Raw genomic sequence first — 23,893 nt, forward strand, 5'->3', positions numbered from 1 at the left:
CGGGTGGTTCCCACGGGGGAGGCGGGCGCGGCGCCGCCGCTCGAAACTCTCCATCATGAGCAACGGGCTGCACACGCCGGTGAGCGGGACCGCCACACCGGTCGAGACGGACGGGATCGGCGCCAGATGGACTACGGTCCGCAAAGCGGCCGGCTACGGCGCCGCCCTCTCCCTGTCCCTCTACCTCGCGGTGAAGATCGTCTGGGTGGTGGCGGCGCTGCTCGGGCACACGCCGTCCGACTTCGGCGACGGCGACTGGATCCTGCTGAACACGGTCACCGTCGGCATGTCGGTCGTCGGCGTCGTCCTCGGGCTGGGCCTGGCGCAGCGATGGGGACGCCGCGTCCCGGCGCCGCCGCTGGTCTTCTGCGCCTGGACGGGCGCCGGGTTCCTCATCCCGATGATCCCCTACATGCTGCTCAGCGCCTTCGTGGGCGGGGACTCGGAAAGCGGCGGCTCCGGCGGGTCCGGCGGGTCGGACGCGGCGCCGTCCTGGGAGATGGTCTTCATCGGCGTGGGGTTCGCGGGCATGGCCGTGGGGCTGGCCGTCGGGCTCCCGATCTACATGCGGGAAAGGTGGCCGGCCGCGTTCCTCGGACGGGTCGGGGACCACGGGCCTGCGCTCCTCGGGCGGCACCGCCTCCGAGCCCTGAACGCCCTGGTCGCGGCACTGGCGCTCCTGTGGACGTACTGGGCGGCGGGCGGAACGCTCGGCATCGCCCACCCGGACATGATGGGCGCCAACGGGCGGCTGCTCGTCGGCAATTCCGCGCTCTGGGCCGTCATAGGCGCCGCTGCGGTCCGGGCTGTCGCCGCCGGACGCCCGAGGATTCCCCGGTGGATCCCGATGGCGCTGGGCTTCATCGCGTCGGGCTCGCTGTTCGCGTGGTCGGCGTGGAAGCTCCCCTGGGCGCTCCTCCACCCGGGCGGCTACACGCCCGTCGAGTACACGGGCGTTTCAGTGGCCGAGTACGGGCTGGGCATCACCGCCGGGATCACGATGCTCGCCGCGCTCCTGAAGGCGGCGCGACCCGGGTCGCGACCGGCGACCGCTCGCTAGGAGCCGCCCGCGATGATCGCCGTCAGGAGCAGGTCGAGGCGGGCGTCGCCGTGTCCGGGTCTCAGCCGGTGCCCGTGCGCGAGGGTGGCTAGGCCGTGCAGCGATCCCCAGGTCACCTCGGCGAGCGTCTCCACGTCCCGCCCGCCCGCGAGCGGCTCCAGCGCGGAGACGAACTCGCCGAAGGCCTCCCGCAGGGGCGCGGGCGACGCGCCGGTCCCGAACGTCACGTCGATCTGCTGGACGAACATCGCGTCGTACAGCGCGGGCCGTTCCCGGGCGAAGTCCAGGTAGGCCCCGGCCATGGCGCGCAGCGCCTCCTCCGGCGCCGGCCGGGCGGTCCGCGCCTCGCGCAGGAGGCCGGCCATCTCGCCGTACCCGTCCACCGCCACCGCCGCGACGATGGCGTCCTTGCCTTTGAAGTGGCTGTAGAGGACGGGCTGGCTGTACTCGACGCGTTCGGCCAGCCGCCGGGTGGTCACCGACTCCCAGCCCTCCGCCTCGGCCATCTCCCGGGCGGCCCTGACGATCAGCCGGTGACGTTCTGCTCGTTCGCGCTCACGGCGTTCTTGTACGGACACAGGGTGGACCCTAGCATCGCTAGACAAGCGAGCAAAGACAACATTCGGCTCGATGCACACGGGCGGACGCGGTCAGCGGACGCGCCCCCGAGGCTTGAGGGGCACGTCGGGAAGCGCCGGCGCCGGGATCGGAGGCCCGTCGTAGCCGTGCACGGCGCCGAACCGCTCGCCGGACGTCCAGTCCTCGCGCGCCCGGCGGATCTCCTCGCCCGACCGCGCGACGAAGTTCCACCACATGACCAGCTTCTCCTCGAACGGCTCGCCGCCCAGCAGGACGAGCCCGCTCGCCCCATCGGCGCGCAACCGCAGCTCCCGGCGGCCGCATCCGAGGTAGACCATCGAGCCCGGCTCCGCGCGCACCCCGTCCACCTCGGTGACGCCCGACATGGTGAGCACCGCGTACTCGAAGTCCGCCTCGACGGGCAGGCGCACGTCGGCGCCGTCCGCCAGGGTGATGTCCGCGCCGACGATGGGGCTGTACGCGGTCCCGGGTGAGACCGCGCCGTCGAGTTCGCCGAGGATCACCGTCCCGCCGAAACCCGGGCCGCGCACCACGGGGAGGTCACCGTGGTGCTCGAACGCCGGTTCGGTGCCGCGATGCGCGTCCGGCAGCGCCACCCACAGCTGCGCCCCGTGCAGCGTCGGCGCGTGGTCGCGCGGCGACTCCTCCGAGTGCGCGATGGCCCGCCCGGCCGTCATCAGCCCCAGCTCGCGCGGCCGGACGGCCTGCAGGCTGCCGAGGCTGTCGCGGTGCAGCACCTCCCCGGCGTGCAGCCAGCTCACCGTCTGCAGCCCGATGTGCGGATGCGGCGGCACCTGCATCCCGGGCTCGCCGGCTATGTCGTCCGGGCCGTAGTGATCGACGAAGCACCAGGCCCCGACCATCCGCCGGCCGAGGCTCGGCAGCAGCCGGCGGACGACCGTGCTCTCGCCGAGCGGCACCCGCCGCGGCGGGAGCACCTCGTGCACCGGCCCTCCGGCGACGTCCTCCCGGCCCCCGCACGTGACGGCCTTGGGCCGCACATCAAGATTGCTCACCGCACCGACTCCTTCATGAAGGCCACGCTACGGAACAGTCTGCGCGCGAACCCGACCGGGACCGACGACGTCCCCTTCCGCTTGGAGCGGAGCGCGGAATCGGGACCGGGGCGCCGGGGTTTGAAGGAACGTGATGCACGGTGAGTACAAGGTCCCCGGCGGCAAGCTCGTGGTCGCCGATGTCGACGTGGTGGACGGGCTGCTGCGCCGCCCGAGGATCAGCGGCGACTTCTTCATGGAGCCGGACGAGGCGCTGGAGGCCATCGACGCCGCCCTGGACGGGGTGCCCGCCGGCCTGGAGGCCAGGGAGATCGGGGCCCGCGTCCAGGCAGGGCTGCCGGCCGGGACGGTGATGCTGGGCATCACCGCCGAGGCCGTGGGCATCGCGGTGCGGCGCGCGGTCGCGCGGGCGTCGGACTGGCGCGACCACGAGTGGCGGCTGGTCCATGAGCCGCCGCAGGGCCCGGCGCTGCACATGGCGCTCGACCAGGTGCTCGCGGAGGAGGTCGGCGCGGGGCGCCGCCCGCCGACGCTGCGGGTGTGGGAGTGGGCGTCGCCGGCGGTGGTCATCGGCAGTTTCCAGTCGCTGCGCAACGAGGTCGACGCCGAGGAGGCCGGACGGTACGGCGTCGAGGTGGTGCGCCGCATCAGCGGCGGGGGCGCGATGTTCGTCGAACCCGGCAACACCATCACCTACTCGCTGTACGCGCCCGCGTCGCTGGTCGCGGGCATGTCGTTCGCCGAGAGCTACGCCTTCCTCGACGACTGGGTGCTCGGCGCCCTCGCCGAGCTCGGGATCCGGGCCTGGTACCAGCCGCTCAACGACATCACCTCCGACGAGGGCAAGATCGCCGGCGCGGCGCAGAAGCGGCTGGCCTCAGGCGCGGTGCTGCACCACGTGACGATGTCGTACGACATCGACGCCGCGAAGATGCTGCGGGTGCTGCGGATCGGCCGGGAGAAGGTGTCCGACAAGGGCATCGCCAGCGCCGCCAAGCGGGTCGATCCGCTGCGGCGGCAGACCGGCCTGCCCCGCGAAGAGATCATCGACCGGATGATCGCGCACTTCCGGAGCCGGTACGGCCTGGTCGCCGACGGGCTCACCGACGACGAGCTGCGCCTCGCGGACAAGTACGCGGCTGACAAGTTCACCACCCCCGAATGGACCGCCCGCGTCCCCTGACCCGCCCGGCCCGGTCACGGGTTCAAAGGGTCTGGCGCGTCCCGGTTCCTGCGGAACGGCGGACGGCGTCGAGGAGCCGGTGCACGTGCAGGCCCGTGTCGAAGCCCGGCACGGTACTGGCGCCCGTCCGGATGTCCTCGGCGAAGCGGGCGTAGAACTGCGCGACGTTGAGGACCTCGACCGTGCGCGCCTGCTCGGGGACCCATAGGTAGTCGTCCGGGATCGGCAGGTCCTCGCGGGGCGCTCCGCCGCCCCGGGCGCCGCGGAGCGCCAGGGCGCCTATCTGGACGCCCTCCTTGGCGCCGGGGCCGGGAGAGACCAGGGCGAGGTCCCCGTCGGTGCCCGCGATCTCGATCCGGGTGCGGGCGGCGGTGACCTTCGCGTCGTGCACGTGCACCGAGGCGGTGGCGCCTCCGGCGAGAACCGCGCCCACGACGATCTGGTCGGGTGTGTCGACCTTGACCGTCTCGTTCGTGCCCGTCACGGGGTACTCGGTGCGCTGCACTGCCAGCTCCGCCGACAAGGCCGTGACGTTGCCGGCGATGTACTCCAGGACGTCCAGCGTGTGGCCCGCGCCGACTTCGAGTGAGCCGGCGCCGTTCGTCTTGTCGAATGTGTAGGCGGCCCAGGCGGGGATCTCTCCTCCGCCGGCCTTGCCGCGCGCCGCGTAGACGTTGACGGAGGTCACCCGGCCGACGTATCCGTCGGCGACGAGGTCCCGCGCGTACTGCACGGCGGGGGAGAAGCGCGCTTGCAGCCCCACCGCGTGCCGCGCGCCGGTGCGCCGCGCGAGGTCCAGCAGGCCCTCGGCCTCTGCGGTGTCGAGCGCGAGGGGCCACTCGCAGTAGACGTGCTTGCCCGCGTCGAGCGCCGCCCGGACCAGCGCGTCGTGCGCCGGCACCTTGACGGTGATCACGACCAGATCGACGTCGGGATGCGCGGCGAGTTCCCGGGCGTCGGTGAAGGCGTGCGGGACGCCGAACCGGTCGGCCGCCGCGCGGGCGCTGGCGGCCCGGCTGGTGCCGACGGCCGTGACCTCGTAACCGGGCAGTGCGCGTAGGGCGGGGATGTGGGCCCGCGCGGCCCAGCCGCGGTCGGGGTTCGCGCCGACGATGCCGACCCGGATGCCGCCGTCTGCCATGAGGACCTCCTCGGATAACCGGACATTGATCGTCCGTTTCATCGAGGCTAACGCAACCGGACGCCGCTCGTCCACTTAAAAGGACGATGCGGGTCCGGTTGGGCCCCGGAACTACCCGGCGGCGTCGTGCGTCCACCTCACATGCAGGTCGCGGTGCCGCGGGTCGGCCCGTAGGTTGGTCACGTCGGCCGATGACGAGGAGCGTTAATGTCCATGCAGAAGGGCGCCAACACCGCGGTGCCGGTTCCCGCGGTCCGCGTGGAGGTCGGGTGGCAGAGCGGCCCGGGCGTGCCGGACGCCGACGCGTCGGCGCTGCTGCTGGCCGAGTCCGGCCGGGTGCGCTCCGACGACGACTTCATCTTCTACAACCAGCCGGCGCACGCGTCCGGCGCGGTCCGGTACGAGGGCAAGCAGCAGGGGCCGACGACGGTGGACGCCCTGGCGGTGGACCTCGGCCGCGTCGAACCGGCCGTCGAGAAGATCGTGATCGCCGCGTCCGCGGACGGCGGGACGTTCGGCCAGTTCCAGGGGCTCTACGTGCGCGTCGCGGACGCCTCCGGCGGTACCGAGGTCGCGCGTTTCGACAGCCCCGGCGCCACGAGCGAGACCGCGTTCGTGCTCGGTGAGCTTTACCGGCGGCAGGGCGGATGGAAGTTCCGCGCCGTCGGGCAGGGATACGACACCGGGCTCGCGGGCCTGGCCACCGACTACGGCATCACGGTCGACGACCCCGGCCAGTCGTCCGCGCCGCCTCCTCCGCAGGCCCAGACGCCCGCCCCTCCGCCGCCGTCGGCGGCCCCTCCCGCCCCGCCCCAGCCGCAGGCTCCGCCGCCCGGCCAATACGCGCCTCCCGGCGGGCAGTACATGCCGCCGCCTCCAGGCCAGTACGCCCCGCCGCCAGGCCAGTACGAGCAGCCGGGCCAGCCGGGCCAGTACGCGCCGCCGCCCGACCAGTACGCGCCTCCGCCGCCGCCGGGCGGGCAGTACATGCCGCCTCCACCGCCGGGGCAGCCCGGGCAGCCGGGGCAGTACGCGCCTCCGCCGCCGCCCGGGTACGCGCCTCCGCAGGGACCTCCGCAGGCGCCGCCTCCGCAGGCCCCGCCGCAGGCGCCGGCCCCGCAGGGCGGGAAGATCTCCCTGACCAAGAACCAGCCGTCGGTGTCGCTCACCAAGCACGGCGCCACCTCGGGGCACATGCGGGTCAACCTCAACTGGACGGCGCGCGAGGGCGTCGCCAAGGGGCGGCTCGGCAAGCGCCGGCGCGGCGTCGACCTGGACCTCGACCTGTGCTGCCTCTGGGAGCTGCAGAGCGGGCGCCGGGGCATCATCCACGCGCTCGGCGACATGGGCGCGCTGGACCGCCCGCCGTTCATCCGGCTCGACAAGGACGACCGCACCGGCGCGATCGAGACCGGTGAGAACCTCACCATCAACCTCGACCACACCGCCGACTTCAAGCGGATCCTGGTGTTCGCCGAGATCTACGAGGGCGCCGACGACTTCCGCGGCCTGGACGCGATCGCCACGCTGTTCCCGGTGAACGCGCCGCCGATCGAGATGCGCATGGACGACTGCATCGACGGTTCCCGCGACGCCGTGCTCGCCCTCATCGAGAACGTGGGCGGGGAGTTGCTGGTCCGGCGGGAGGGCCGGTTCGTGATGCCGCCGCCCGGCCGTCCGCGCTGGGGCAAGATGGCGGTCGACGAGGCGTACGGCTGGAAACTGGAGTGGGTGGCCGCGCGCGGCAAGGACTGACCCGGCCCGCGAGCACCCCAATGGCCCCCGCCGATGGCGGGGGCCTACCGGCGTTTCCGGCGTTTCCTGCCCATCGAGGCTCTCAGGCGGCCTTGACCGTGTCGGCGAGCTTCTTGTCGCGGGCCACCCGGACCAGTGCGGCGCTGAGCCGCGCGAGGTCCTTCTCCGGCACCTTGGAGGCGAGCTTCCCGGCGTCGGTGGGCAGCCCCAGCCGTTCCGCGCCCTTCTTGACCTGGCCGTCGACGTAGGGACGCAGCCACGGCCAGATCGCCTGTGCCTCCCGGCAGAAGATGTCCACGCCGGTGGGGCCGATGCCCGGGAACTCCCGCAGCAGCTCCGCCAGCTTGCCGGGATCGCGTCCGGCCTCGATGGCGAGCTTGCGCAGATCTCCCTTGTACTTGTCCTGGACCAGGTCGGCCGTCTCCCCGAGCCGTGTCGCGGTGCTCTCGTCGTAGCGCACGTAGTGGCCGCGTCCGAGCGCGTCCACGCGTTCCTGCCAGGTCAGCTTGGCCATGCCGCGGGCCGTCCCGCCGCCCGCCTCGAACAGCTCCCGTGCGGCGGCCAGCGCGATCTCCGACGAGATGCGGGCGCTCAGCAGGTTCGCCAAGACGAGCAGCTTGAACAGCGCCGCCGGCTGGTCCTTCAAGGGGATCCCGGCCTCTTCGGCGAACGTCTCTCCGGACTCGTGCAGCAGCTTCCTGACGACGGCGTCCATGGCTTTGCACCTCCCGTAGAGCGACGCTTACCCGGACCGCCGGGGATGACTCATCGCCCGCGCGCGGGCGGCCTCTACAGAAGGCTGAGCTGTCCCTCTCCAGCGAGCGGGTCGCGGTGCTTCTTCAGGTGCCGCCACTGGGGCAGATCGTCCAGATACGACCAGGAGAGCCGGTGGTGGGGTGTGGGCCCGGACTCCTCCAGGGCCCGCTGGTGGACGGGCGACGGGTAGCCGGCGCTGTCGGCGAACCCGTACCCGGGGAACTCGTCCTCCAGGTCCGCCATCAGGCCGTCCCGGTGGACCTTCGCCAGGACGGACGCCGCCGCGACCGTCACCGACCGCTGGTCGGCCTTGATCTCGCAGCGCACCCGCCACGGGCGGCGCAGGAAGTCGTGCTTGCCGTCCAGGATCACCACGTCGGGCGGATGCGGCAGCGCCTCCAGCGCGCGGACGGCGGCGCGGCGCAGCGCCTCGGTCATCCCGACCTCGTCGATCTCCTCCGGGGAGGCGGCGCCGATCGCGTGCCCGGCGAGCCATCCCGGCAGCACCTCGGCGAACGACGCGCGGTGCGCCGCCGTGAGCAGCTTGGAGTCGGTCAGCGCGACGGTCCGCTCGCCGCGCCCGCGCAGCACCGGCGGCGCGCTCAGATCGGTCACCGCCGCGCACACCACGACCGGGCCCGCCCACGCGCCGCGGCCGACCTCGTCCACGCCGACGATCCGGACCGGGCGGCCGCCGTCGGCGAGCGCCGCGCGCAGCTCGTCCTCGATCTCGTAGCCGGCGGCGCGGGAAATGGCCCCGCGCGCGGGCCGGGCGGGATCCAGGCCGGGCAGTGCGTCGGCGGTGCCGGTGGCGGAGTGGTCCTCAGGGACGTGTTCGGTGGTCACAGCCAGCCATTGTGGCGGGCCGTCCCGACCGCCTCGATGCGATTGCGCGCACCGGTCTTCCCGATCGCCGCCGACAGGTAGTTGCGGACGGTGCTCTCCGACAGGTGCAGGCGCCCGGCGATGTCGGCGATGGTCGCGCCGTCGGACGCGGCGGACAGCACGTCCCGCTCCCGCTCCGTCAGCGGGTTCGGGCCGACCGACAGCGCCGCCGTCGCGAGGGCCGGGTCGACGACCCGCTCGCCGGCCAGCACCCGCCGGAGCGCGGAGACGAGCTCCTCGATCGGGCCGTCCTTCACCAGGAACCCGCTCGCGCCCGCCTCCATCGCCCGGCGCAGGTAGCCGGGGCGGCCGAAGGTGGTGACGATCAGCACCTTGCAGCCGGGCAGCTCGCGCCGCAGGTCGGCGGCCACGTCGAGGCCGCTGCGGCTCGGCATCTCGATGTCGAGGACCGCCACGTCCGGGCGCGTCCGCAGGGCCTCCGGGAGCACCTGCGCGCCGTCCCCGACCTGCGCGACGACCTCGAGGTCCTCTTCGAGGCCGAGCAGCAGCGCCAGCGCGCCGCGCATCATGCCCTGGTCCTCGGCGAGCAGAACTTTGATCACGGGTCTCCTCCCGGCCCCATTGTCCACCGGCGCCGCGGTGACCGGCGCCGCGTCCCGGCGCAGCCCGATCAGATCGGTACAGGCCCGATCAGATCGGTACAGGCCTGATCAGATCGGTACGGTCGCCGTCAGCAGGAATCCGCCGCCGGGCGCCGGCCCCGTCCGCAAGGTGCCGTCGGCGGCGGCCATCCGTTCCGCCAGCCCGCGCAGGCCATGCCCGCCCGGGCCCAGCGAGAGCCCGCCGGGGCCCATGCCGGGGTGGTCGCCGTTGTCGCCGCCCTGGGCGGACGCGTCATGCGGGGCGCGAGTGCCGGTCCGCCCGCCGGGGCCCGTCCCGTCGTCACCGATCTCCAGGACGGCGCGGTCGCCGTCGTTGCGGACCGTGATGCGGCAGTGCCGGGCTCCGCTGTGCCGGATGACGTTGGTGACGCCCTCCCGCACCGCCCACCCGAGCAGCGCGTCCGGTTCCGGAGGGAGGGTCGGGCCGGCGCGCTGGACGGTCCCCTCCACGCCGGAGTCGGCCAGTGCGGTGAGCGCCGCGTCGAGTTCCTCGGCGAGGCCGCGGCCCCGGTATCCGGACACGGCCTGCCGCACCTCGCCGAGGGCCTGCCGCCCGACGCTCTCGATGTCGGCGGCCTGCTCGGCGGCCAGCGCGGGGTCGCGCCCGGCGACCAGCCGGACGGCCTGCGCCTTGACGACCATCAGCGACAGCGTGTGGCCGAGCAGGTCGTGCAGGTCCCGGGCGAAGCGGAGCCGTTCCTGCTCCACGGCCGCCTTCGCCAGTTCCTCGCGCGCCTCGCGGAGCATGCGGATGACGGCGAACAGCCGCAGGACGACCGCCGTCACCAAGGCCGCGGTGACCACGGCGTACCAGTTGCCCAGGACCGTCGAACCGTCGTCCCCCGCCGCCCACGAGACGGCGACGGTCAGCAGGGAGACGCCTCCGACGCCGACGAGCATCGGGAGTTCCGGCCCCTTCGTCTGGCGGGGCATATGGCCCACGACGATCCCGGTGGCCAGGCCGAGGAGCGCCCATAGCGTGAACCAGCGGTGCCCGAAGGCGGTGGTGGCGGCCGAGGCCAGGGCGGCCTCCACCAGCAACAGGCCCACCGGCACCTTCATCGGCACCCGCCCGTCGAACGCGGTGCGGGCGACGCCGAGGTGCACAGCCCCGAACGCGACGAGGGCGGGGATGGCCAGCCAGATCGGGTGCGACCGGCCGGCGATGATGTCGCGCAGCGGCCACGCGAGTACGATCAGCCAGAAGACGAACGCGTCCCCCTCGGGGCCGTTGCGGTCCAGTTTGTCCACGTCGAGGTCGGGTGTCCGCCTGGGCGGGACGTCCTTCCAGAGCTTCACCCTGCGCTCTCCTCGCTCACGCGGAAACCGTACGCGGCGGAGACGGTCATGCCGAACGCGCCGTCCCGTGGCACGTGGCGACGCCGGCGAACTCCACCGCGCCGGTCGTTTCCTCGGTCTGGACTGTCATGGAGTCGACGCTACGGATTTCACCGCGGCGCGCTGCAGAGCAGAACCTCTCCTTTTGGACGGGACAAATGTCCTGGTCTTCCGGGGGAGCGAACACGACCCTCAACGGGGCGGCGTCGTCAGGAGTCAACGAACGCGGCGCGGGGAGTCCCCTTCCGGCCGGTCCTGCGCTTTACTCGCTTTTGATGGCTTTGTTTGGCAGGTCCCGCTCCCGCCCGGCGAAGGACGCCGCGGCACGGGATCTATTCGAGCGCCTGCGCTGGCGTTACTTCCAGGTGCCGGCGGGGCTGCGCTTCCTGGGCGGGGTCCTGCTGGTCGCGCTGGTGCTGGCGGCGATGGTCGTCCTGGACGGGCCCGTCCTCGGCACGGCGGCGTTCGCGGTGATCCTGCTCATCGTCGTCCATCTGACGCTGCGCTCGCCCACCGGGATGGCGGTCGTGGCGGTCGTCGCGTCATGGCTGGCGCTGTCGGTCCCGCTGGCCCGGCTGTACCCGGACGAGGGGCGCCCGCCCTACCTGAGGCCCGAACTGCTCCTCGGGCTGCTCGCCCTGCCGGTGGCGTTCCTGGCCTTCCGCCTGCGCGGGTACGCGCCCTGGCGGACCGCGCTGCTCGCGCTGGTCGCGGCCGGCGTGGCGACGGCGGCGATCGCGCATCCGCTTCCGCAGGCGAGCGTCCTGCCGGGGTGGGCGGCCGCCTTGGCGGTGCTCGCCTACCGCTGGGACCAGGCGCGGCGCGCCGTGCCGGCCGAGGCGTACGAGACCGGCTGGGTTCAGGAACAGGCCACCCCGAAGGGGGACGGAACGGTGGGATCTCGTCGGAACCCCTCCGGCCCGGACCGGCGCGACCGGCCCGACCGGCGCGGCGGCGGCGCGGCGCGGCCCTCAGACGCGCCCCCGCGCGACGACGCGCCCGGTTCGGCCGCCGGGGCGGCGGCCGCCGCGGCGGCGGTCCAGGGGCAGCGTGCGGCCGCGCAGACCGCGGACGCCGCCGCGGTCCCGGAGTCCCGCGCGCCCGCCGACGCCCGCGGGACGGACGAGCCGGGCATCTCGGTCGCGGAGGCGCTCGCCGAGCTCGAGGGCATGATCGGGCTGGAGCCGGTCAAGCGGCAGGTCCGTTCCATCGCCGCCTCGATCGAGGCCGCGCACATGCGCGCCGCCGCCGGAGTCCCCACCGAGAAGCCCATGCGGCATTTCGTGTTCGTCGGCCCGCCCGGCACCGGCAAGACCACGGTCGCCCGCGTCCTGGCGAAGATCTTCTACGCGTTCGGGCTGCTGCCCGAGCAGACGGTGGTGGAGGCCCACCGCGCCGACCTCGTCGGCGAGTTCCTGGGCGCCACCGCCATCAAGACCAACCGGCTCGTCGACTCCGCCCTCGGCGGGCTGCTGTTCATCGACGAGGCCTACGCGCTGATCAACTCCGCCGAGGGCCAGCCCGACCGGTTCGGCGACGAGGCCGTGCAGGCGCTCCTCAAGCGCGCCGAGGACGACCGCGACAACCTGGTGATCATCCTCGCCGGGTACGACGCGCAGATGGAGGAGTTCCTCGGCTCCAACCCCGGGCTCGCCTCCCGCTTCGGCACCCGCGTGCGCTTCCCGTCCTACCGGCCCGCCGAGCTGCTCCGGATCGCCGAGTACCACACGGAGCTACGCGAGGACCGGCTGTCGCCCGAAGCGCGGAGCCTGCTCTCCGTGCGCTTCGAGGAGGTCGAACGGCGCGGCATCGTCGACGAACTGGGCAACGGACGGTTCGTCCGCACGCTGACCGAGGCGGCGGCGCGCGCGCGGGACGTGCGGGTCGTCGGCGCCGTCTCCTCCTCCGGCGAACCGGCCAGGCCCACCGCCGACGACCTCGTCACCCTCCGCGAGGAGGACGTCGAGACCGCCTTCGCCGAGGTGACCGAGCGGTACCGGGGCTATGCCGAGACGCCGACGCTGGAGGAGGCGCTCGGCTCCCTGGACTCGATGATCGGGCTGGAACCGGTGAAGCGGCAGGTCCGCGAGATCGCCGCGCAGCTCCAGGTGGCGCGGATGCGCCGGGACCAGGGCCTGGTGACCCGGCCGCCGACGCGGCATTTCGTCTTCACCGGCCCGCCCGGCACCGGCAAGACGACGGTCGCGCGGGTGCTCGGCAGGATCTTCGCCGCGTTCGGCCTGCTCGCCCGGCCGCAGGTGGTCGAGGCGCAGCGCGCCGACCTCGTGGGGGAGCATCTGGGCTCGACCGCGCTGAAGACCAACAAGGTGGTCGACTCGGCGCTCGGCGGCGTGCTGTTCGTCGACGAGGCGTACGCGCTGACCAACCCGGGCTACTCGGGCGGTGACGCGTTCGGCGCCGAGGCGGTGCAGGTCCTGCTGAAGCGGGCCGAGGACGACCGGGACCGGCTCGTCGTCGTGCTCGCCGGATACGAGGCCGACATGGACCGCTTCCTGTCGTCCAATCCGGGCCTCGCCTCGCGTTTCGACGTCCGGGTGGACTTCCCCTCCTACGGCCCCGACGAGCTGCTGCGCATAGCGCAGCTCATAGCCGAACAGGGCGGTGACCAATGGGAGGAACACGCGCTCGACGACCTCGCCCTGGTCTTCCAGCGCGTCTGCGGGACGGGCCGTATCGATGAACTCGGCAATGGCCGCTTCGCCCGCTCGCTGTACGAGAAGGCGTGCGCGTGCCGGGCCCTGCGGGCGGCGGGGCTCGGATCCGCGGCGACCACCGACGACCTGACGGTGCTGACCGCCGACGATGTGCGCGATGCCTTCGCCGAGCTCTCCCACCGCCTCAGCTGACATCCGGCCTCAGGCCCGTTCTGTCAGTAGGCCGCGATGTAATCGCGGGATGACCTCGGTTACATGGGCGCAGGTACTGGCCTGGCGGATGCGGCGGCAGTTCATCGAATCGCCGGGCGGGGCACCGGCCGTGGACATCGCGCGCCGGCTGGCGGGCGTGCAGGCGCAGGTCGCCTCCGCCGCCGGGGTGGCGGTGGCGGTCCGCCGCGCGGCCCCCGAGCCGGGTGAGGTGACCCGCGCGGTGCTGGACGATCGGACGCTCGTCAAGACGTGGGCGATGCGCGGCACCCTGCACCTGCTGCCGGCGGACGAGGCCGCCGCCTACCTGGTGCTGTGCGCGGCGATCCGCAACTGGGAGAAGAGCGGCTGGCAGCGGAACTTCGGCGCCACCCCGGCCGACCTGGACGCGATCGCCGCGGCCGCCGCCGAAGCGCTCGCGGGCGGCGGGGCGCTCACGCGCGAGGAGCTGACCGCCGCCGTGGTGGAGGAGACCGGTTCCCGGCATCTCGCGGAGGTGCTCGGCTCCGGATGGGGCACGCTCCTCAAGCCGCTGGCCTGGTGGGGCGTCCTCTGTTTCGGGCCGCCGCAGGGAACGCGGGTCACGTTCACGTCCCCCGCCCATTGGGTGCCGGGATGGACGGGCCTGCCTCCCATGGACGAGGCCGCCCGCACGGTCGTGCGCGCCTATCTCGGTGCGCACGGTCCGGCGACGCCGGAAATGTTCGACAACTGGCTCATGCGCAAGGGCAACCGGAAGAAGGATGTGAAGAGCTGGTTCGCCGCCGCCGAAGACGGGCTCTCCACGGTGGAGGTGGAGGGCGTCCCCATGTACATCTTGGAAGAACACCGCGAAGAGCTCCTGGACACGGCGCCCACCACCTCCGTCCGGCTCCTGGGCGCGTTCGACCAGTACGTCCTCGGCGCGGGCACGAGCGCCACCTACCTGATACCGGTGGAGCACCGCGCCGAGGTGAGCCGTGCGGGGGGATGGATCTCGCCGGTCGTCCTGCACGAGGGGCGCGTTGCCGGAGTGTGGGAGATGAAGGACGGCGATCCGGTGGTGACCGCGTTCGAGGACGTGCCCGCCGGCCCCCTCGAAGCCGAGACCGCCCGCCTGCGGCGGCTGGCGGGCTGACGCGCGGGCCTGCGGAGCACCCCGGCGTGGAGCGGGCGCCGCTCGCCCGCATAAGGTGCCGTTCGTGGACGAGCGGGAAGAGCCGGTCGAATACCGGCAGAAGCGTTACCAGCCGCCGGAAGGCGCGACCGAGCTGCTGCTGATCCGGCACGGTGCCTCCGCGCCGGCCCGGCCCGGCGCGCCGTTCCCGCTGGTGGACGGCCAGGGCGACCCGGAGCTGGCGCCGGAGGGCCGCGAGCAGGCCGACCGGGTCGCCGAGCGGCTCGCCTCGACGCGGCTCGACGCCATCTACGTGACCACCCTCCGCAGGACCGCGCAGACGGCCGCGCCCTTGGCGCGCAAGCTCGGGATCGAGCCGAAGGTCGAGCCCGCCCTGCGCGAGGTCCACCTCGGCGAATGGGAGGGCGGCCTGTTCCGCAAGATGGTCGCGGAGAACAGCCCGGTCGCCCAGCGCATGCTCGAGGAGGAGCGCTGGGACGTCATCCCCGGCGCGGAGGGCGACGAGGCGTTCGCCGCGCGGGTCCAGGAGGGCCTGGCGCGGGTCGCCACCGCCCATCCCGGCGGGTGCGTGGCGGTGTTCACCCACGGCGGCGTGATCGGGCAGGCGCTCGCGGCCGCCGCCGGGTCCAGGCCGTTCGCTTTCCTGACCGCGGACAACGGGTCGATCTCGCGGCTCGTCTGGGTGAACGGCCTGGCGTCGGTCCGCGGATTCAACGACGTCTCGCATCTGGACTGGTCCGCGCCCGCACCGCTGTCCTGACCGGGCCGTCCTGGCGGAAGCAGCGCTGCTCAGCGGCGGAACCGGACGTGCTGCCCCGGCCGCAGTTGCGCCGCGTCCGGCACGGACGCCGAGGCCAGCACCGCGATGACCGGGTAGCCGCCCGTCGTGGGATGGTCGGCGAGGAAGATGATGGGCAGGCCGCTGGGCGGCACCTGGATCGATCCGGTGACCATGCCCTCGCTGCCGAGCTCCCCGTCCCTCGCCCGGGCCAGCGGCGGCCCTTCGAGGCGCACGCCCACGCGGTTGCCCTCCGGAGACACCTGGTAGGGCGCCGACGTGAGCGCGGCCATCGCGTCCTCGGTGAACCAGTCGCCCCGTGGACCGGGCAGGACGCGCAGGACCGGAGTGCCGGCCGGGGACGGTGCCGGGGCCACGTCCACGGTGATGGCGCCCAGCCCCGTCGCCGGGCCCGTTGGAAGCCGGTCGCCGGGCGCCAGCGGAGCCGGGCCGAGACCGGACAGCAGATCGGTGGACCGGCTGCCGAGCACCCGGTCGACCGTTATGCCGCCGCGCACGGCGAGGTAACTGCGCAGACCCGACGCGGGGGTGCCGAGCTCTACCACTCCACTACGCCGCACATGACACGGCGCGTTCGTCCCGTGCGCGCGCCCGTCGATGCGCACGGGCACCGGCGCGCCGGTGACGGCCACCCAGGCGTCCTTGTGGAAACGCAACAAGCCGCCGCCGAAGGTGAACTCCACGCACGCCGCGTCTTCCGGATTGCCGACGAGCCGGTTGGCGAGGCGCAGGGCGCGCTCGTCGGCCGCGCCCGAATGCGGGACGCCGAGATGGGCGAGGCCCGGCCTGCCGAGGTCCTGGACGGTCGCCAGCGGGCCGGGCCTGACGACCTCGATCAAGAAGGCTCCTCGGGGACGAACCGGACGCGCGTGCCCGGCCGCAGCAGGGACGGGGGATCGCGCGTCACGTCCCATAGCGGCAGCGGACTCCGCCCGAGCAGCCGCCAGCCGCCCGGCGACCGCGACGGGTAAACCGCCGCGTACGGTCCCGCGATCGCCACCGAGCCCGCCGGGACGGCGGTGCGCGGCGACGCGCGGCGCGCCACGTGCAGCGCCGGGTCCAGGCCCGTCAGGTAGCCGAAGCCGGGGGAGAAGCCGAGGTAGGCGACCGTGTACGAACCGGACGCGTGCCGCCGGACGACCTCCTCGCGCGGCAGGCCGGTCAGGCGCGCCACCTCGTCGAGGTCCTCGCCGTCGTAGACGACGGGGATCTCGACCGGCTCCGCGTCGCCCGCCGCGTCGGCGGGCAGCGGCAGGTCCGGCAGGCGGGCGGCGAGCCGGTCGAGGTCGGCCGTGGGGTCGGCCACCACCAGGACGGTCTGCTCGCCCGGGACGACGTCCAGGACGCCGGGCCAGGACGCCTCGCGCAGCGCGGCGTTCAGCCGGTGGGCCGTCGCCAGGTCGCCGGTCTCCACGAGCAGGGCCGCGTCACCGGCCCTCAGCACTCTCACGCGAACGGCTCCAGCGCGACCCCCGCGCCGGACAGCGCCGACCGGACGGCCTGTGCGAGCGCCACCGCGCCCGGTGTGTCACCGTGCACGCAGATGGAGCGCGCCTTGAGCGCGACCTCGCTTCCGTCCACGGCGACGACCGTTCCCTCCACGGCCATCCGGACGGCCCGCTGCACGACGGCGTCCGCATCGTGCACCACGGCGCCCGGCTCCCGGCGGGACACCAGTCCGCCCGCGGGCGTGTAGGCGCGGTCGGCGAAGCATTCGGCGACCACGGTCAGCCCATCGGCGACCTCGTGCACGGCCGATCCGGGGAGCGTCAGCAGCGGAAGCTGCGGATCGTAGGCGCGCACCGCGTCCGCCACCGCCGCGGCCTGTACGGCATCTCGGGCGATCCGGTTGTACAGCGCGCCATGGGGCTTCACGTAGCTCACACGTCCGCCCTCCGTACGCGCTATGCCGTCCAGAGCCGCGAGCTGGTACAGGATCTCGGCGGTGAGCTCGGGCGCGGCGACGTCCATCTCGCGGCGCCCGAACCCCGCCAGGTCCCGGTAGGAGACCTGGGCGCCGATGGTCACGCCGCGTTCGGCCGCCGCGGCGCACACCCGCCGCATGATGAGCGGGTCGCCGGCATGGAATCCGCAGGCGACGTTCGCGCTCGTGATGACGTCGAGCAACGCCAGGTCGTCGCCCAGCTCCCAGATGCCGAAGCCCTCACCGAGGTCGGCGTTGATGTCGATGACCGCCATGCCCAAGACCTACCACGCCCGGGAGCCGCCGCCGGTCGCGCGGTCCGCCGCCCGGCCGCATCAGACGGCCGCGCCGGACGGCCGCGTCAGACGGCCTCCTCGCGCACGTCCTCCACCTCGTGCTTCGACGCCCACGCCTGGTACACGCCGCGGTCGAACAGCTCGAGCCCGAGGCCCTCTGCCACCGGCGCCTTCCCGCCGGTGTACTCCACGCGCAGCCAACCGTGGTGCTCGCCGAGCACCACGAACGGCTCGCCGCGCCACGTGCAGTGGGTGCTGACGTACGTGACGTCCTCCACCTCGGAGGCGGGCACCACCTGCACGAACCGGCCCGGCCCGATCTGCCGGAACCCGTCGGCGTGCTCGCCCGTGTAGAGCCGCACGCGGTCCGCGTCCGGGCTGGCCTCGTACTCGGTGCCGCGCCAGCGCGCGTAGAAGCCGTGCCGGATCCTCATCCGCGTCCTCCCGGCAGCCTGACGAGCCATCGGCGCAGGTCGGCGTCATACGCCGCGACCAGGGACTCCCGGGCCCCCGCGTCCAGCCGGTACAGCTCGGCGCCGTGCGGCAGCCGCTGGCTCTCGATCTTGAACTCGGGGACGGCGGGACCGTCGCCCGGCGCGTACCCCGAACCGGGGAAGGGCGCCTTCTCGATCACCCATCCGCCCGGGATGATCCCCATGCTCCACTCGTCGATGCCCCCGAGCGGCCGCCGGAACAGGGACGGCTTCACCGCGGGCCACCGGACGACGAAGATCTCCTCCTCGCCGGGGGAGAACGGCGACCCCTCGTACACCAGGCCCAGGCCGCGGATCAGCGCGGCGGGGGTGTTCAGTTCGGCCACGTCCTGGAGCCGGTGCACGTATCCCGCGACGAGGTCGTAACCGCCTTCGAGGTAATGCTGCACATGCTCGCGCCGCAAGACCTTCTGCATCACCAGGACGTCGGTGGCGGGCTCCATCGGCGCCGCGCCCATCGGCGCCGCGTCGCCAGGCGGCCCGCCCTCCGGCGCGACGTCGCCCGCATGCGGGGCCCGGTCCGGCCGCGTCTCCGGGACAGGCTCCATGCGGTCGAACGCGGGTGCCTGCGGCGGCGGCCCCTGGACGGGGGCGTCCCGTGTCGTGGACCGGGCGCTCACCGCGGGCGCGGGCGGTGCGCCATATGTCCGCGGGCTCTGGGGAGCCATCGGCGGGTTGAACGGGGCGGGCTGCGGATCGCCGGCCGCCGGGCCGGCATGAGGGGCGGGCGGCGGCGCGGGCGCGGGGGCCTGCTCCCGCGGCGGATGCGGGACCGCCTGCGGGACTGTCCGCGGGGGTGCTTGCCGAGCGCCCCCGGCCGGCGGCGGAACCGGGAGGCCGTGCGGGTCGGCCGGCGTCTCCCGCGCGCTCACCGGCTCGGGCCGCCGCACGGGCGCCGGACGGTCCGGCCGCGGCCGGGGCGGAGCCGCGTCGGCGGCGGGCTGTGAGGGGGCCTGTGCGGCCGCGGGAACCCCGGCCGGGGGCGCGGAGTCCTGCTGGGGGCGCGGAGGCGCCTGCGGCGATCTGGCGGCGGTCTGCGCGCGTCCCGCGACCGGCCGGCGGCGCCGCCCGGACGTCCGGGTCGACCGGCCGGCCACCCGGACGTCGGCCGGGTCCGGGACCGCCGGGCGGGCGGGCGGTTCCGGGGCGACGGGCTCGAACAGGGCGTGCGCGTCCAGGTACGAGGCGCTGGGCAGCCCCGGGTCGATCGCGAGCTGCCATTCCGGGTGGGGCCAGTGCCGGGACAGGTGCGACAGCGACGCCTCGCGGTGCTGGACGGCCTGCCCCTGCAGCGAGCGGTTCATCGCCTCCGGAGAGGTGAACGCCAGCACGAAGGTGCCGTCGCCGAACTGCGCCGTGGCGAACCGGTTCTCGGCGGTGGGATCGCCGGACGCCGGCAGGTACAGCGTGGCGCGCGCCAGCAGCCGCAGGTACGCCTGCTGGTCGCCGCGCTCGCGCGCCTCGATGAGCGCGGCCTGCAGGGCGGAGCCGGTCGGGCCGGCCGCACGGGCGCCGTCTTGCCCGGCGGGCGTTCCCTCGGCCTCGGGAACGGCCAGCGGGATGCCGAGGCCGGGAAGCGCCAGCGGCCCGCCCTCCGGCCCCATCCGGCTCGCCTGGTAGACGAGTTCGAGCGGGGACTCGGTCCCGTAGACGTCGCGGAAGGCGCCGACCATCTGGCCGGCGAGCATCGCGGCCGACTCCAGCATCTCCTCGGACGCGCGGTTGCCGCGCTCGCGCCAGGTGTAGCGGTTCCACCAGTTGCGCCGTTCCTCGCCGTCGGGCGGCTCCCACCCGAGGGTGGTGAGGCGCCGTTCCTGGCGGGGCGCGAGCGGGCGGGGCAGGAACGCGCTGCCGACCGCCTCGGCGTCGAGGCCGCCCTCGATGCGCATCGCCTGCGCGTACGGCAGGCCGCTCGGTCCCTGCACGATGAGGAACGACTTGACGGGGAGGCGCGACAGCTCCAGCGTCAGCCGTTTGGCGAAGTCGTTCCAGTCCACTCGGGGTCCACTCTCGCGTCCGGGGGTGGGATTGCCGTACCCGACGGTAGCCGAACGCTCCGTCACTCCGCCCGGGGAGCCGGGAGGGCGTCGGTCCGCGCCGGGCTCCACACACCGCCGATGGCGTCGTAGACGGCGACGGGGACGTCGTCGTCCTCGCCGGTGGAGCGCCACAGACGGGTGCCGTGGGGCGGCTGCATGGGCACCTGCATGGGAACCCGCATGGAGTAATCGGCGGGCTGCTGCTCGACGACCGGTTGCGCCTCAGGCTGTGGGGCACCGGCCGGTCGCACGTCGGGTTGCGGTGTGCCGGGCTGTTGCGGTGTGCCGGGCTGTTGCGCGGCCGGCGGTTCGCCGGCGGGCGGTGTCCCGTCCGTCGGGGCGCCCAGGGGGGCGGCGGTGGACGGTTCGGGCTCCGGGGTCTCCGGCTTGGCCCTTCCCAGGTCCGGTGTACCGGCTTCGAGCGCGGCCCTCAACTCCTCCGCCGTGTACGGGTCGATCGCGGTGCCGGAGTCGTCGTAGGGATCGTCGGCGCGGCCACTCCCGTTGACGCCGGGAATGCCGTTGAGGCCGGTCGCCCCGTTAAGGCCCGGGATCCCGTTGACGGCGGGCGAACCGTTGACGGGGAACGAGCCGTTGGCCTCCGGCGACGGCCCGCTGACACCGCGCGGCCCGTACATGCCCGAACCGTCGGGTGCGGACGCCGGCCCGCCGCCGGCATGGCCGGGACCGGCCGCCGTATCCGGACCGATGCCGCCGTAGGGGCCGGGGACCTCGGGACCGGCGGACGGCGTCTCGCGCTGGGCGGCCTCCAGGCGGGCGAGGGCGGACGCGTCCAGCAGGACCTCGCTCGGCAGCCCTGGATTGACGGCCAGCTGCCAGGACGGGTCCGGCCAGCCCGCCGCCAGCAGGGCGAACGACGTGCGCCGGTAGAGCGGGTGCTGGTCGCCCGTGCGGGCCAGCGCACCGGGCGAGGTGAACAGCGTGACGTAGGTGCCGCTGCCGATCGTGATGGTGGGCAGCTCGGCGCGGTCGGGGTTCTCGACGGCGTGCCCGGTCGCCGGGAGCACGAGGTCGGCGCCCGCCAGCAGGGTGAAGTAGGTGGCGTGGTCGCCGCGCTCCTTCGCCTCGGCCAGCCGCGCCTCGAGCAGCTCGGCGTCGCCGCCGGGGGCGCCGGGGGGCGGCACCGGCATGGGCGGGCCGGCGGGCGGCGGCGTGACGGGCGGCAGGCCGGCGGGCGGCGGGCCTGCGGACGGCGGGGTGACGGGCGGCGGCATGACGGGGGGCAGGCCGGCGGGCGGCAGGCCGGGGGCCGCCGGGGGCGCGGCGTCCGGGCCGGCCGCCTGCGGGGCGATCGCGGCCGACGAGCGGCGCTTGCTCACCCGGGACGGGTCCGCGATGTCGATGCCGAAGTCGAGCAGCTCGATCAGGCCGGTGCCGTGCCGGTGGAACGACTCGTACACCAGGTCGGAGGGGCGGCGGACGCCCTGCACGTCGCGCAGCGCGGTGACCATCACCTCGGCCAGCCGCGCGTAGTCGCCGACGGTGACCGACCGCATCCCGCCGGGCGTGCCCGCCTCGGGCAGCTCGGTCCACCAGTTCCGGGGCGCGGGGTCGGCGGGCGGGCGCCAGCCCGCGTCGCTCATGACCTCCTCGTCGGCCGGCGTGAGCAGCAGCGGCCCGTCGAGGAAGTTGTTGCTGACCGCCTCGGCGTACAGCCGGTCCGGCTCGCGCATCGCCTGCACGTAGTGCCGGCTCTCGTCGCGTTCGCGCACGATCAGGATGGTGTCCCGGTCGAGACCCGCCAGTTCACGCCCCAGCCGGCGGGCGAACTCGGACCACTCCAACAAGATCACTCCCTACGACCGGGGGGCGGTCCCGGGCCCCCGCGAGACCATGCCCGAGATCCGATGATTGTCGCCGGGGACGCCGCGCGCAAACCGGGACTTCACTCGGGCGGCGGTTCGTGACGCAGCACACGCAGCGCTTCCCTGAGGGCGTCCGGGTCGTCGCCGCAGCGATCGAGGACGCCGATGAGTTTGTGCAGGATCTCGTGGCGTTCATGGCCGATGTCCAGCAGCGACTGGGCGGTCTCCCACAGCTGCGGCGGGTCGCCCCTCCACAGCCGGTCGGTGAGCCTCTCGTGCGCGTCCAGGTGCTCCTCGTCCGCGCCGGGGTGCTCGAACTCCAGGATGACGCGGCGGTCGGCCGGATCGGACGGGTCGAGCGCCGACAGGTCGACCGAGCCGTGCCGGCCGGAGCGCCGGTGGGTGCCGGACAGGAACGGCAGCGCGAACGCGCGGCGGGGGAGCGCCTCGAGCTCCCCGTCGGGCAGCAGCCGGACGACGAGGTCGCGGTCGAGGCCGAAGGCGGACGGGTCGCGGTACGCCTCGGCGAACTTCCCGGTCGCGTCCCAGACGGCGTCCAGGGTCGCCCTGACGCCCTCCTCGGGGAGGCCGGTGCGCTTGCCCGCCCAGCGCACCCACGCCGCCAGCACGTGCGGCACGGCCTCCTGCTCGGCGGGGGACAGGAGGACCTTGCGGGGCAGCCAGTCGAGCAGGAACATCTCGCACTTGATCGGGCTGACCCGCAGCGGCCGGCCGAAGTCGTGCGTGCAGCCGTAGGCGATGATCCGGTCCACGCAGCGGCTGGCGGCCGACAGGTCCGACAGGTCGCCGGCCTCGTCGGAGGACAGGAACCGCGCCGCGATCGTGGCGCGCCGGTCGCGTCCGTACACCGGCGGCTGCGGCAGGCGCCCGCCCGGCGGGAGGATCCCCACGCGGGCGCGCACGAAGGCGTGGTAGGAGCCGAAGGTGTCGTTGACCGGCGGCTCGGTCGTGTCGTTGGTGAGGTCGAGCGCGCTGCGCAGCAGCGCCTTGGTGTCGCGCGGGTCGAGCTGTTCGAACCGCATGAGGGGGTTGTCGCGGCCTTCGCGGCGGCAGTGGTCGAGGAGTTTGTCGACCTGGGACGACACCCATGCGTCGCGCACCATCCCGCATGCCGGGGGGCGCCCGCCGCGCGGCGACGGCCGGGACGCCGGGGTGGACGGGGCGTCGGCGTACGGGACGACCCCGGCCTTGTTGCGGTCGACCAGGACGACCAGCGCGTGCCGGTCGGCGCCGCCGTAGGTGTAGGTGCAGACGATGGAGTCCTGGTCGCCGTACACGTCCCGGGACACGAAGCACTCTTCCGGCTCCACCATGCCGACGCGGTCGGCCCATCCGGGGCGGGCGACGCCCCGCTCCATCAGCTCCAGCGCGGCGCGCTCGGCCCTGGCGGCCTGCCGCGGCGTGCCCAGGTACGCCATCCCGGTGAGCAGCGCGAGCGCGGCGGGGGTGCCGGCGCGCGCGGCGTGGTCGGCCAGCGCCTCGCCGATGACCACCTCGACGTCCCCGGCGGACACCCGGTGGCCCCACCAGGAGCCGAGGATCTCGCTGACGATGAGCTCGGCGTCCAGCGGGCTGCGCACGGCCAGCAGTTCGCGGGCGTGCCGCAGCATCCCGTCGAAGATCTCGGAGACCTCGCCGGGCGGGGCGGACCCGGCCCGCGCCGGATCCCCGGACGAGGAACGGCGGCTGGGAGGACTCACGGTCCCTAGTTTCTCAGATCCCGCGGCGGCGCGCGCCCGTAAGGCGCCGGACCGCCCCGGGGGACGGGACCGTTCCGGGGCTCAGCCGTCCACCCCGGTTCCCTGGGTCCGCCCTGACGGCGGCTCGGATTTCAGCATGCCGACGAGATGTTCGCGCGCCATGCGCTCCACGCGCGCGGGCGTCGGGTCGAGGCCGAGATGGGCCATGCACGCCTGGACGTCGGCGACGCACTGGTCCACGGCGTCCGAGGTGAAGTTCGCGAACTCGTCGGCGAGCCGCCGCGTGAGAGCGTCGCGGGTCTCGCTCCGGTGATCGGTCAGTGCAGGCATCTGCGCACACCTCCGCGCACGGGGTCCCGGCGGACGGGGATGCCGCCGGCCGAGGCGGAGTGCGCGTGGATCACCCCTGGTCGGGGGCTTCCGCCCGAACGTCGC

Annotated in this window: 21 protein-coding genes; 6 read left to right on the forward strand and 15 right to left on the reverse strand. The window is 74.2% G+C overall.

Going from position 1 to position 23,893, the window contains the following annotated elements:
* Nucleotides 1–55: 55 nt before the first annotated feature.
* Nucleotides 56–1,060 carry a hypothetical protein gene (locus ACA514_RS35120; RefSeq protein WP_375045580.1) on the forward strand — a complete coding sequence of 335 codons (1,005 nt, stop codon included), beginning with the start codon at nucleotides 56–58 and terminating at the stop codon, nucleotides 1,058–1,060.
* Here the strand turns inward: ACA514_RS35120 and ACA514_RS35125 are convergent.
* Both ACA514_RS35125 and ACA514_RS35130 read right to left on the reverse strand, forming a co-directional pair.
* Nucleotides 1,057–1,638, reverse strand: a complete 582-nt coding sequence (locus tag ACA514_RS35125) for a TetR/AcrR family transcriptional regulator (protein WP_375045581.1) — start codon at nucleotides 1,636–1,638, stop codon at nucleotides 1,057–1,059. The two genes, ACA514_RS35120 and ACA514_RS35125, sit on opposite strands and share 4 nt — an antisense overlap.
* A gap of 72 nt (nucleotides 1,639–1,710) precedes the next feature.
* Nucleotides 1,711–2,676 carry a pirin family protein gene (locus tag ACA514_RS35130; RefSeq protein WP_375045582.1) on the reverse strand — a complete coding sequence of 322 codons (966 nt, stop codon included), beginning with the start codon at nucleotides 2,674–2,676 and terminating at the stop codon, nucleotides 1,711–1,713.
* A 133-nt stretch (nucleotides 2,677–2,809) separates the two neighbouring features.
* Here ACA514_RS35130 and ACA514_RS35135 point away from each other — a divergent pair, with 133 nt between their 5' ends.
* Nucleotides 2,810–3,859, forward strand: a complete 1,050-nt coding sequence (locus ACA514_RS35135) for a biotin/lipoate A/B protein ligase family protein (protein WP_375045583.1) — start codon at nucleotides 2,810–2,812, stop codon at nucleotides 3,857–3,859.
* 22 nt (nucleotides 3,860–3,881) lie between these two features.
* Here ACA514_RS35135 and ACA514_RS35140 read toward each other — a convergent pair whose 3' ends face one another.
* Nucleotides 3,882–5,000, reverse strand: a complete 1,119-nt coding sequence (locus ACA514_RS35140; RefSeq protein ID WP_375045584.1) for a Gfo/Idh/MocA family protein — start codon at nucleotides 4,998–5,000, stop codon at nucleotides 3,882–3,884.
* Nucleotides 5,001–5,207: 207 nt separating this feature from the next.
* Here ACA514_RS35140 and ACA514_RS35145 point away from each other — a divergent pair, with 207 nt between their 5' ends.
* Complete coding sequence (locus ACA514_RS35145; protein ID WP_375045585.1) at nucleotides 5,208–6,755, forward strand: TerD family protein; 1,548 nt, start codon at nucleotides 5,208–5,210, stop codon at nucleotides 6,753–6,755.
* Between the two features lie 82 nt (nucleotides 6,756–6,837).
* Here ACA514_RS35145 and ACA514_RS35150 read toward each other — a convergent pair whose 3' ends face one another.
* From ACA514_RS35150 to ACA514_RS35165, 4 genes are all read right to left on the reverse strand, one after another.
* Complete coding sequence (locus tag ACA514_RS35150) at nucleotides 6,838–7,470, reverse strand: endonuclease (protein WP_375045586.1); 633 nt, start codon at nucleotides 7,468–7,470, stop codon at nucleotides 6,838–6,840.
* 74 nt (nucleotides 7,471–7,544) lie between these two features.
* Nucleotides 7,545–8,264, reverse strand: coding sequence for a ribonuclease HII (locus ACA514_RS35155; protein WP_375045685.1), 720 nt, complete (start codon nucleotides 8,262–8,264; stop codon nucleotides 7,545–7,547).
* An 89-nt stretch (nucleotides 8,265–8,353) separates the two neighbouring features.
* Complete coding sequence (locus ACA514_RS35160) at nucleotides 8,354–8,959, reverse strand: DNA-binding response regulator (RefSeq protein ID WP_375045587.1); 606 nt, start codon at nucleotides 8,957–8,959, stop codon at nucleotides 8,354–8,356.
* 108 nt (nucleotides 8,960–9,067) lie between these two features.
* The gene (locus tag ACA514_RS35165) at nucleotides 9,068–10,318 is read right to left on the reverse strand and encodes a sensor histidine kinase (RefSeq protein WP_375045588.1); all 1,251 of its coding nucleotides are present in this window, start codon (nucleotides 10,316–10,318) and stop codon (nucleotides 9,068–9,070) included.
* Between the two features lie 314 nt (nucleotides 10,319–10,632).
* On the opposite strand from ACA514_RS35165, the gene ACA514_RS35170 reads away from it, so the two are divergent.
* The 3 genes from ACA514_RS35170 (at nucleotide 10,633) to ACA514_RS35180 (ending at nucleotide 15,119) form a co-directional block, all read left to right on the forward strand.
* Nucleotides 10,633–13,224 carry an AAA family ATPase gene (locus ACA514_RS35170; protein ID WP_375045589.1) on the forward strand — a complete coding sequence of 864 codons (2,592 nt, stop codon included), beginning with the start codon at nucleotides 10,633–10,635 and terminating at the stop codon, nucleotides 13,222–13,224.
* Between the two features lie 49 nt (nucleotides 13,225–13,273).
* Nucleotides 13,274–14,359, forward strand: coding sequence for a winged helix DNA-binding domain-containing protein (locus ACA514_RS35175; RefSeq protein WP_375045590.1), 1,086 nt, complete (start codon nucleotides 13,274–13,276; stop codon nucleotides 14,357–14,359).
* Between the two features lie 64 nt (nucleotides 14,360–14,423).
* A complete protein-coding gene (locus ACA514_RS35180; RefSeq protein WP_375045591.1) occupies nucleotides 14,424–15,119 on the forward strand; it encodes a histidine phosphatase family protein in 696 nt (231 codons plus the stop codon).
* Nucleotides 15,120–15,148: 29 nt separating this feature from the next.
* Here ACA514_RS35180 and ACA514_RS35185 read toward each other — a convergent pair whose 3' ends face one another.
* The 8 genes from ACA514_RS35185 to ACA514_RS35220 all read right to left on the reverse strand — a co-directional run bounded on the left by ACA514_RS35185 (nucleotide 15,149) and on the right by ACA514_RS35220 (nucleotide 23,788).
* Nucleotides 15,149–15,997 carry a biotin-dependent carboxyltransferase family protein gene (locus ACA514_RS35185; RefSeq protein WP_375045592.1) on the reverse strand — a complete coding sequence of 283 codons (849 nt, stop codon included), beginning with the start codon at nucleotides 15,995–15,997 and terminating at the stop codon, nucleotides 15,149–15,151.
* Nucleotides 15,994–16,608 (reverse strand): 5-oxoprolinase subunit PxpB, encoded by a 615-nt coding sequence (pxpB, locus tag ACA514_RS35190; RefSeq protein WP_375045593.1) that lies wholly within the window; start codon nucleotides 16,606–16,608, stop codon nucleotides 15,994–15,996. Before pxpB ends, ACA514_RS35185 begins: the two co-directional genes overlap by 4 nt.
* Nucleotides 16,605–17,357, reverse strand: a complete 753-nt coding sequence (locus ACA514_RS35195; protein WP_375045594.1) for a LamB/YcsF family protein — start codon at nucleotides 17,355–17,357, stop codon at nucleotides 16,605–16,607. Before ACA514_RS35195 ends, pxpB begins: the two co-directional genes overlap by 4 nt.
* Before the next feature lie 86 nt (nucleotides 17,358–17,443).
* Nucleotides 17,444–17,812: a hypothetical protein gene (locus ACA514_RS35200; protein ID WP_375045595.1), complete on the reverse strand. Its 369-nt coding sequence runs from the start codon at nucleotides 17,810–17,812 to the stop codon at nucleotides 17,444–17,446.
* On the reverse strand, nucleotides 17,809–19,869 hold the full coding sequence (locus tag ACA514_RS35205; RefSeq protein ID WP_375045596.1) for an SseB family protein: 2,061 nt from the start codon (nucleotides 19,867–19,869) through the stop codon (nucleotides 17,809–17,811). Before ACA514_RS35205 ends, ACA514_RS35200 begins: the two co-directional genes overlap by 4 nt.
* A gap of 62 nt (nucleotides 19,870–19,931) precedes the next feature.
* A complete protein-coding gene (locus ACA514_RS35210) occupies nucleotides 19,932–21,719 on the reverse strand; it encodes an SseB family protein (protein ID WP_375045597.1) in 1,788 nt (595 codons plus the stop codon).
* A gap of 98 nt (nucleotides 21,720–21,817) precedes the next feature.
* The gene (locus tag ACA514_RS35215; RefSeq protein ID WP_375045686.1) at nucleotides 21,818–23,368 is read right to left on the reverse strand and encodes a hypothetical protein; all 1,551 of its coding nucleotides are present in this window, start codon (nucleotides 23,366–23,368) and stop codon (nucleotides 21,818–21,820) included.
* Nucleotides 23,369–23,539: 171 nt separating this feature from the next.
* Nucleotides 23,540–23,788, reverse strand: a complete 249-nt coding sequence (locus tag ACA514_RS35220) for a hypothetical protein (RefSeq protein WP_344263059.1) — start codon at nucleotides 23,786–23,788, stop codon at nucleotides 23,540–23,542.
* Between the last annotated feature and the right edge of the window lie 105 nt (nucleotides 23,789–23,893).

The organism is Actinomadura sp. NTSP31 (genome assembly GCF_041951385.1).
GTDB lineage: Bacteria > Actinomycetota > Actinomycetes > Streptosporangiales > Streptosporangiaceae > Spirillospora > Spirillospora napierensis.

Bases quoted from the DNA above. Each gene is read 5' to 3' on its own strand.
- ACA514_RS35120 (WP_375045580.1), top strand. From the start codon at position 56: ATGAGCAACGGGCTGCACACGCCGGTGAGCGGGACCGCCACACCGGTC.
- ACA514_RS35220 (WP_344263059.1), bottom strand. From the start codon at position 23,788: ATGCCTGCACTGACCGATCACCGGAGCGAGACCCGCGACGCTCTCACG.
- ACA514_RS35175 (WP_375045590.1), top strand. From the start codon at position 13,274: ATGACCTCGGTTACATGGGCGCAGGTACTGGCCTGGCGGATGCGGCGG.
- ACA514_RS35170 (WP_375045589.1), top strand. From the start codon at position 10,633: ATGGCTTTGTTTGGCAGGTCCCGCTCCCGCCCGGCGAAGGACGCCGCG.
- ACA514_RS35135 (WP_375045583.1), top strand. From the start codon at position 2,810: ATGCACGGTGAGTACAAGGTCCCCGGCGGCAAGCTCGTGGTCGCCGAT.
- ACA514_RS35145 (WP_375045585.1), top strand. From the start codon at position 5,208: ATGTCCATGCAGAAGGGCGCCAACACCGCGGTGCCGGTTCCCGCGGTC.
- ACA514_RS35215 (WP_375045686.1), bottom strand. From the start codon at position 23,368: ATGCTGCGGCACGCCCGCGAACTGCTGGCCGTGCGCAGCCCGCTGGAC.
- ACA514_RS35200 (WP_375045595.1), bottom strand. From the start codon at position 17,812: ATGAGGATCCGGCACGGCTTCTACGCGCGCTGGCGCGGCACCGAGTAC.
- ACA514_RS35150 (WP_375045586.1), bottom strand. From the start codon at position 7,470: ATGGACGCCGTCGTCAGGAAGCTGCTGCACGAGTCCGGAGAGACGTTC.
- ACA514_RS35140 (WP_375045584.1), bottom strand. From the start codon at position 5,000: ATGGCAGACGGCGGCATCCGGGTCGGCATCGTCGGCGCGAACCCCGAC.
- ACA514_RS35195 (WP_375045594.1), bottom strand. From the start codon at position 17,357: ATGGCGGTCATCGACATCAACGCCGACCTCGGTGAGGGCTTCGGCATC.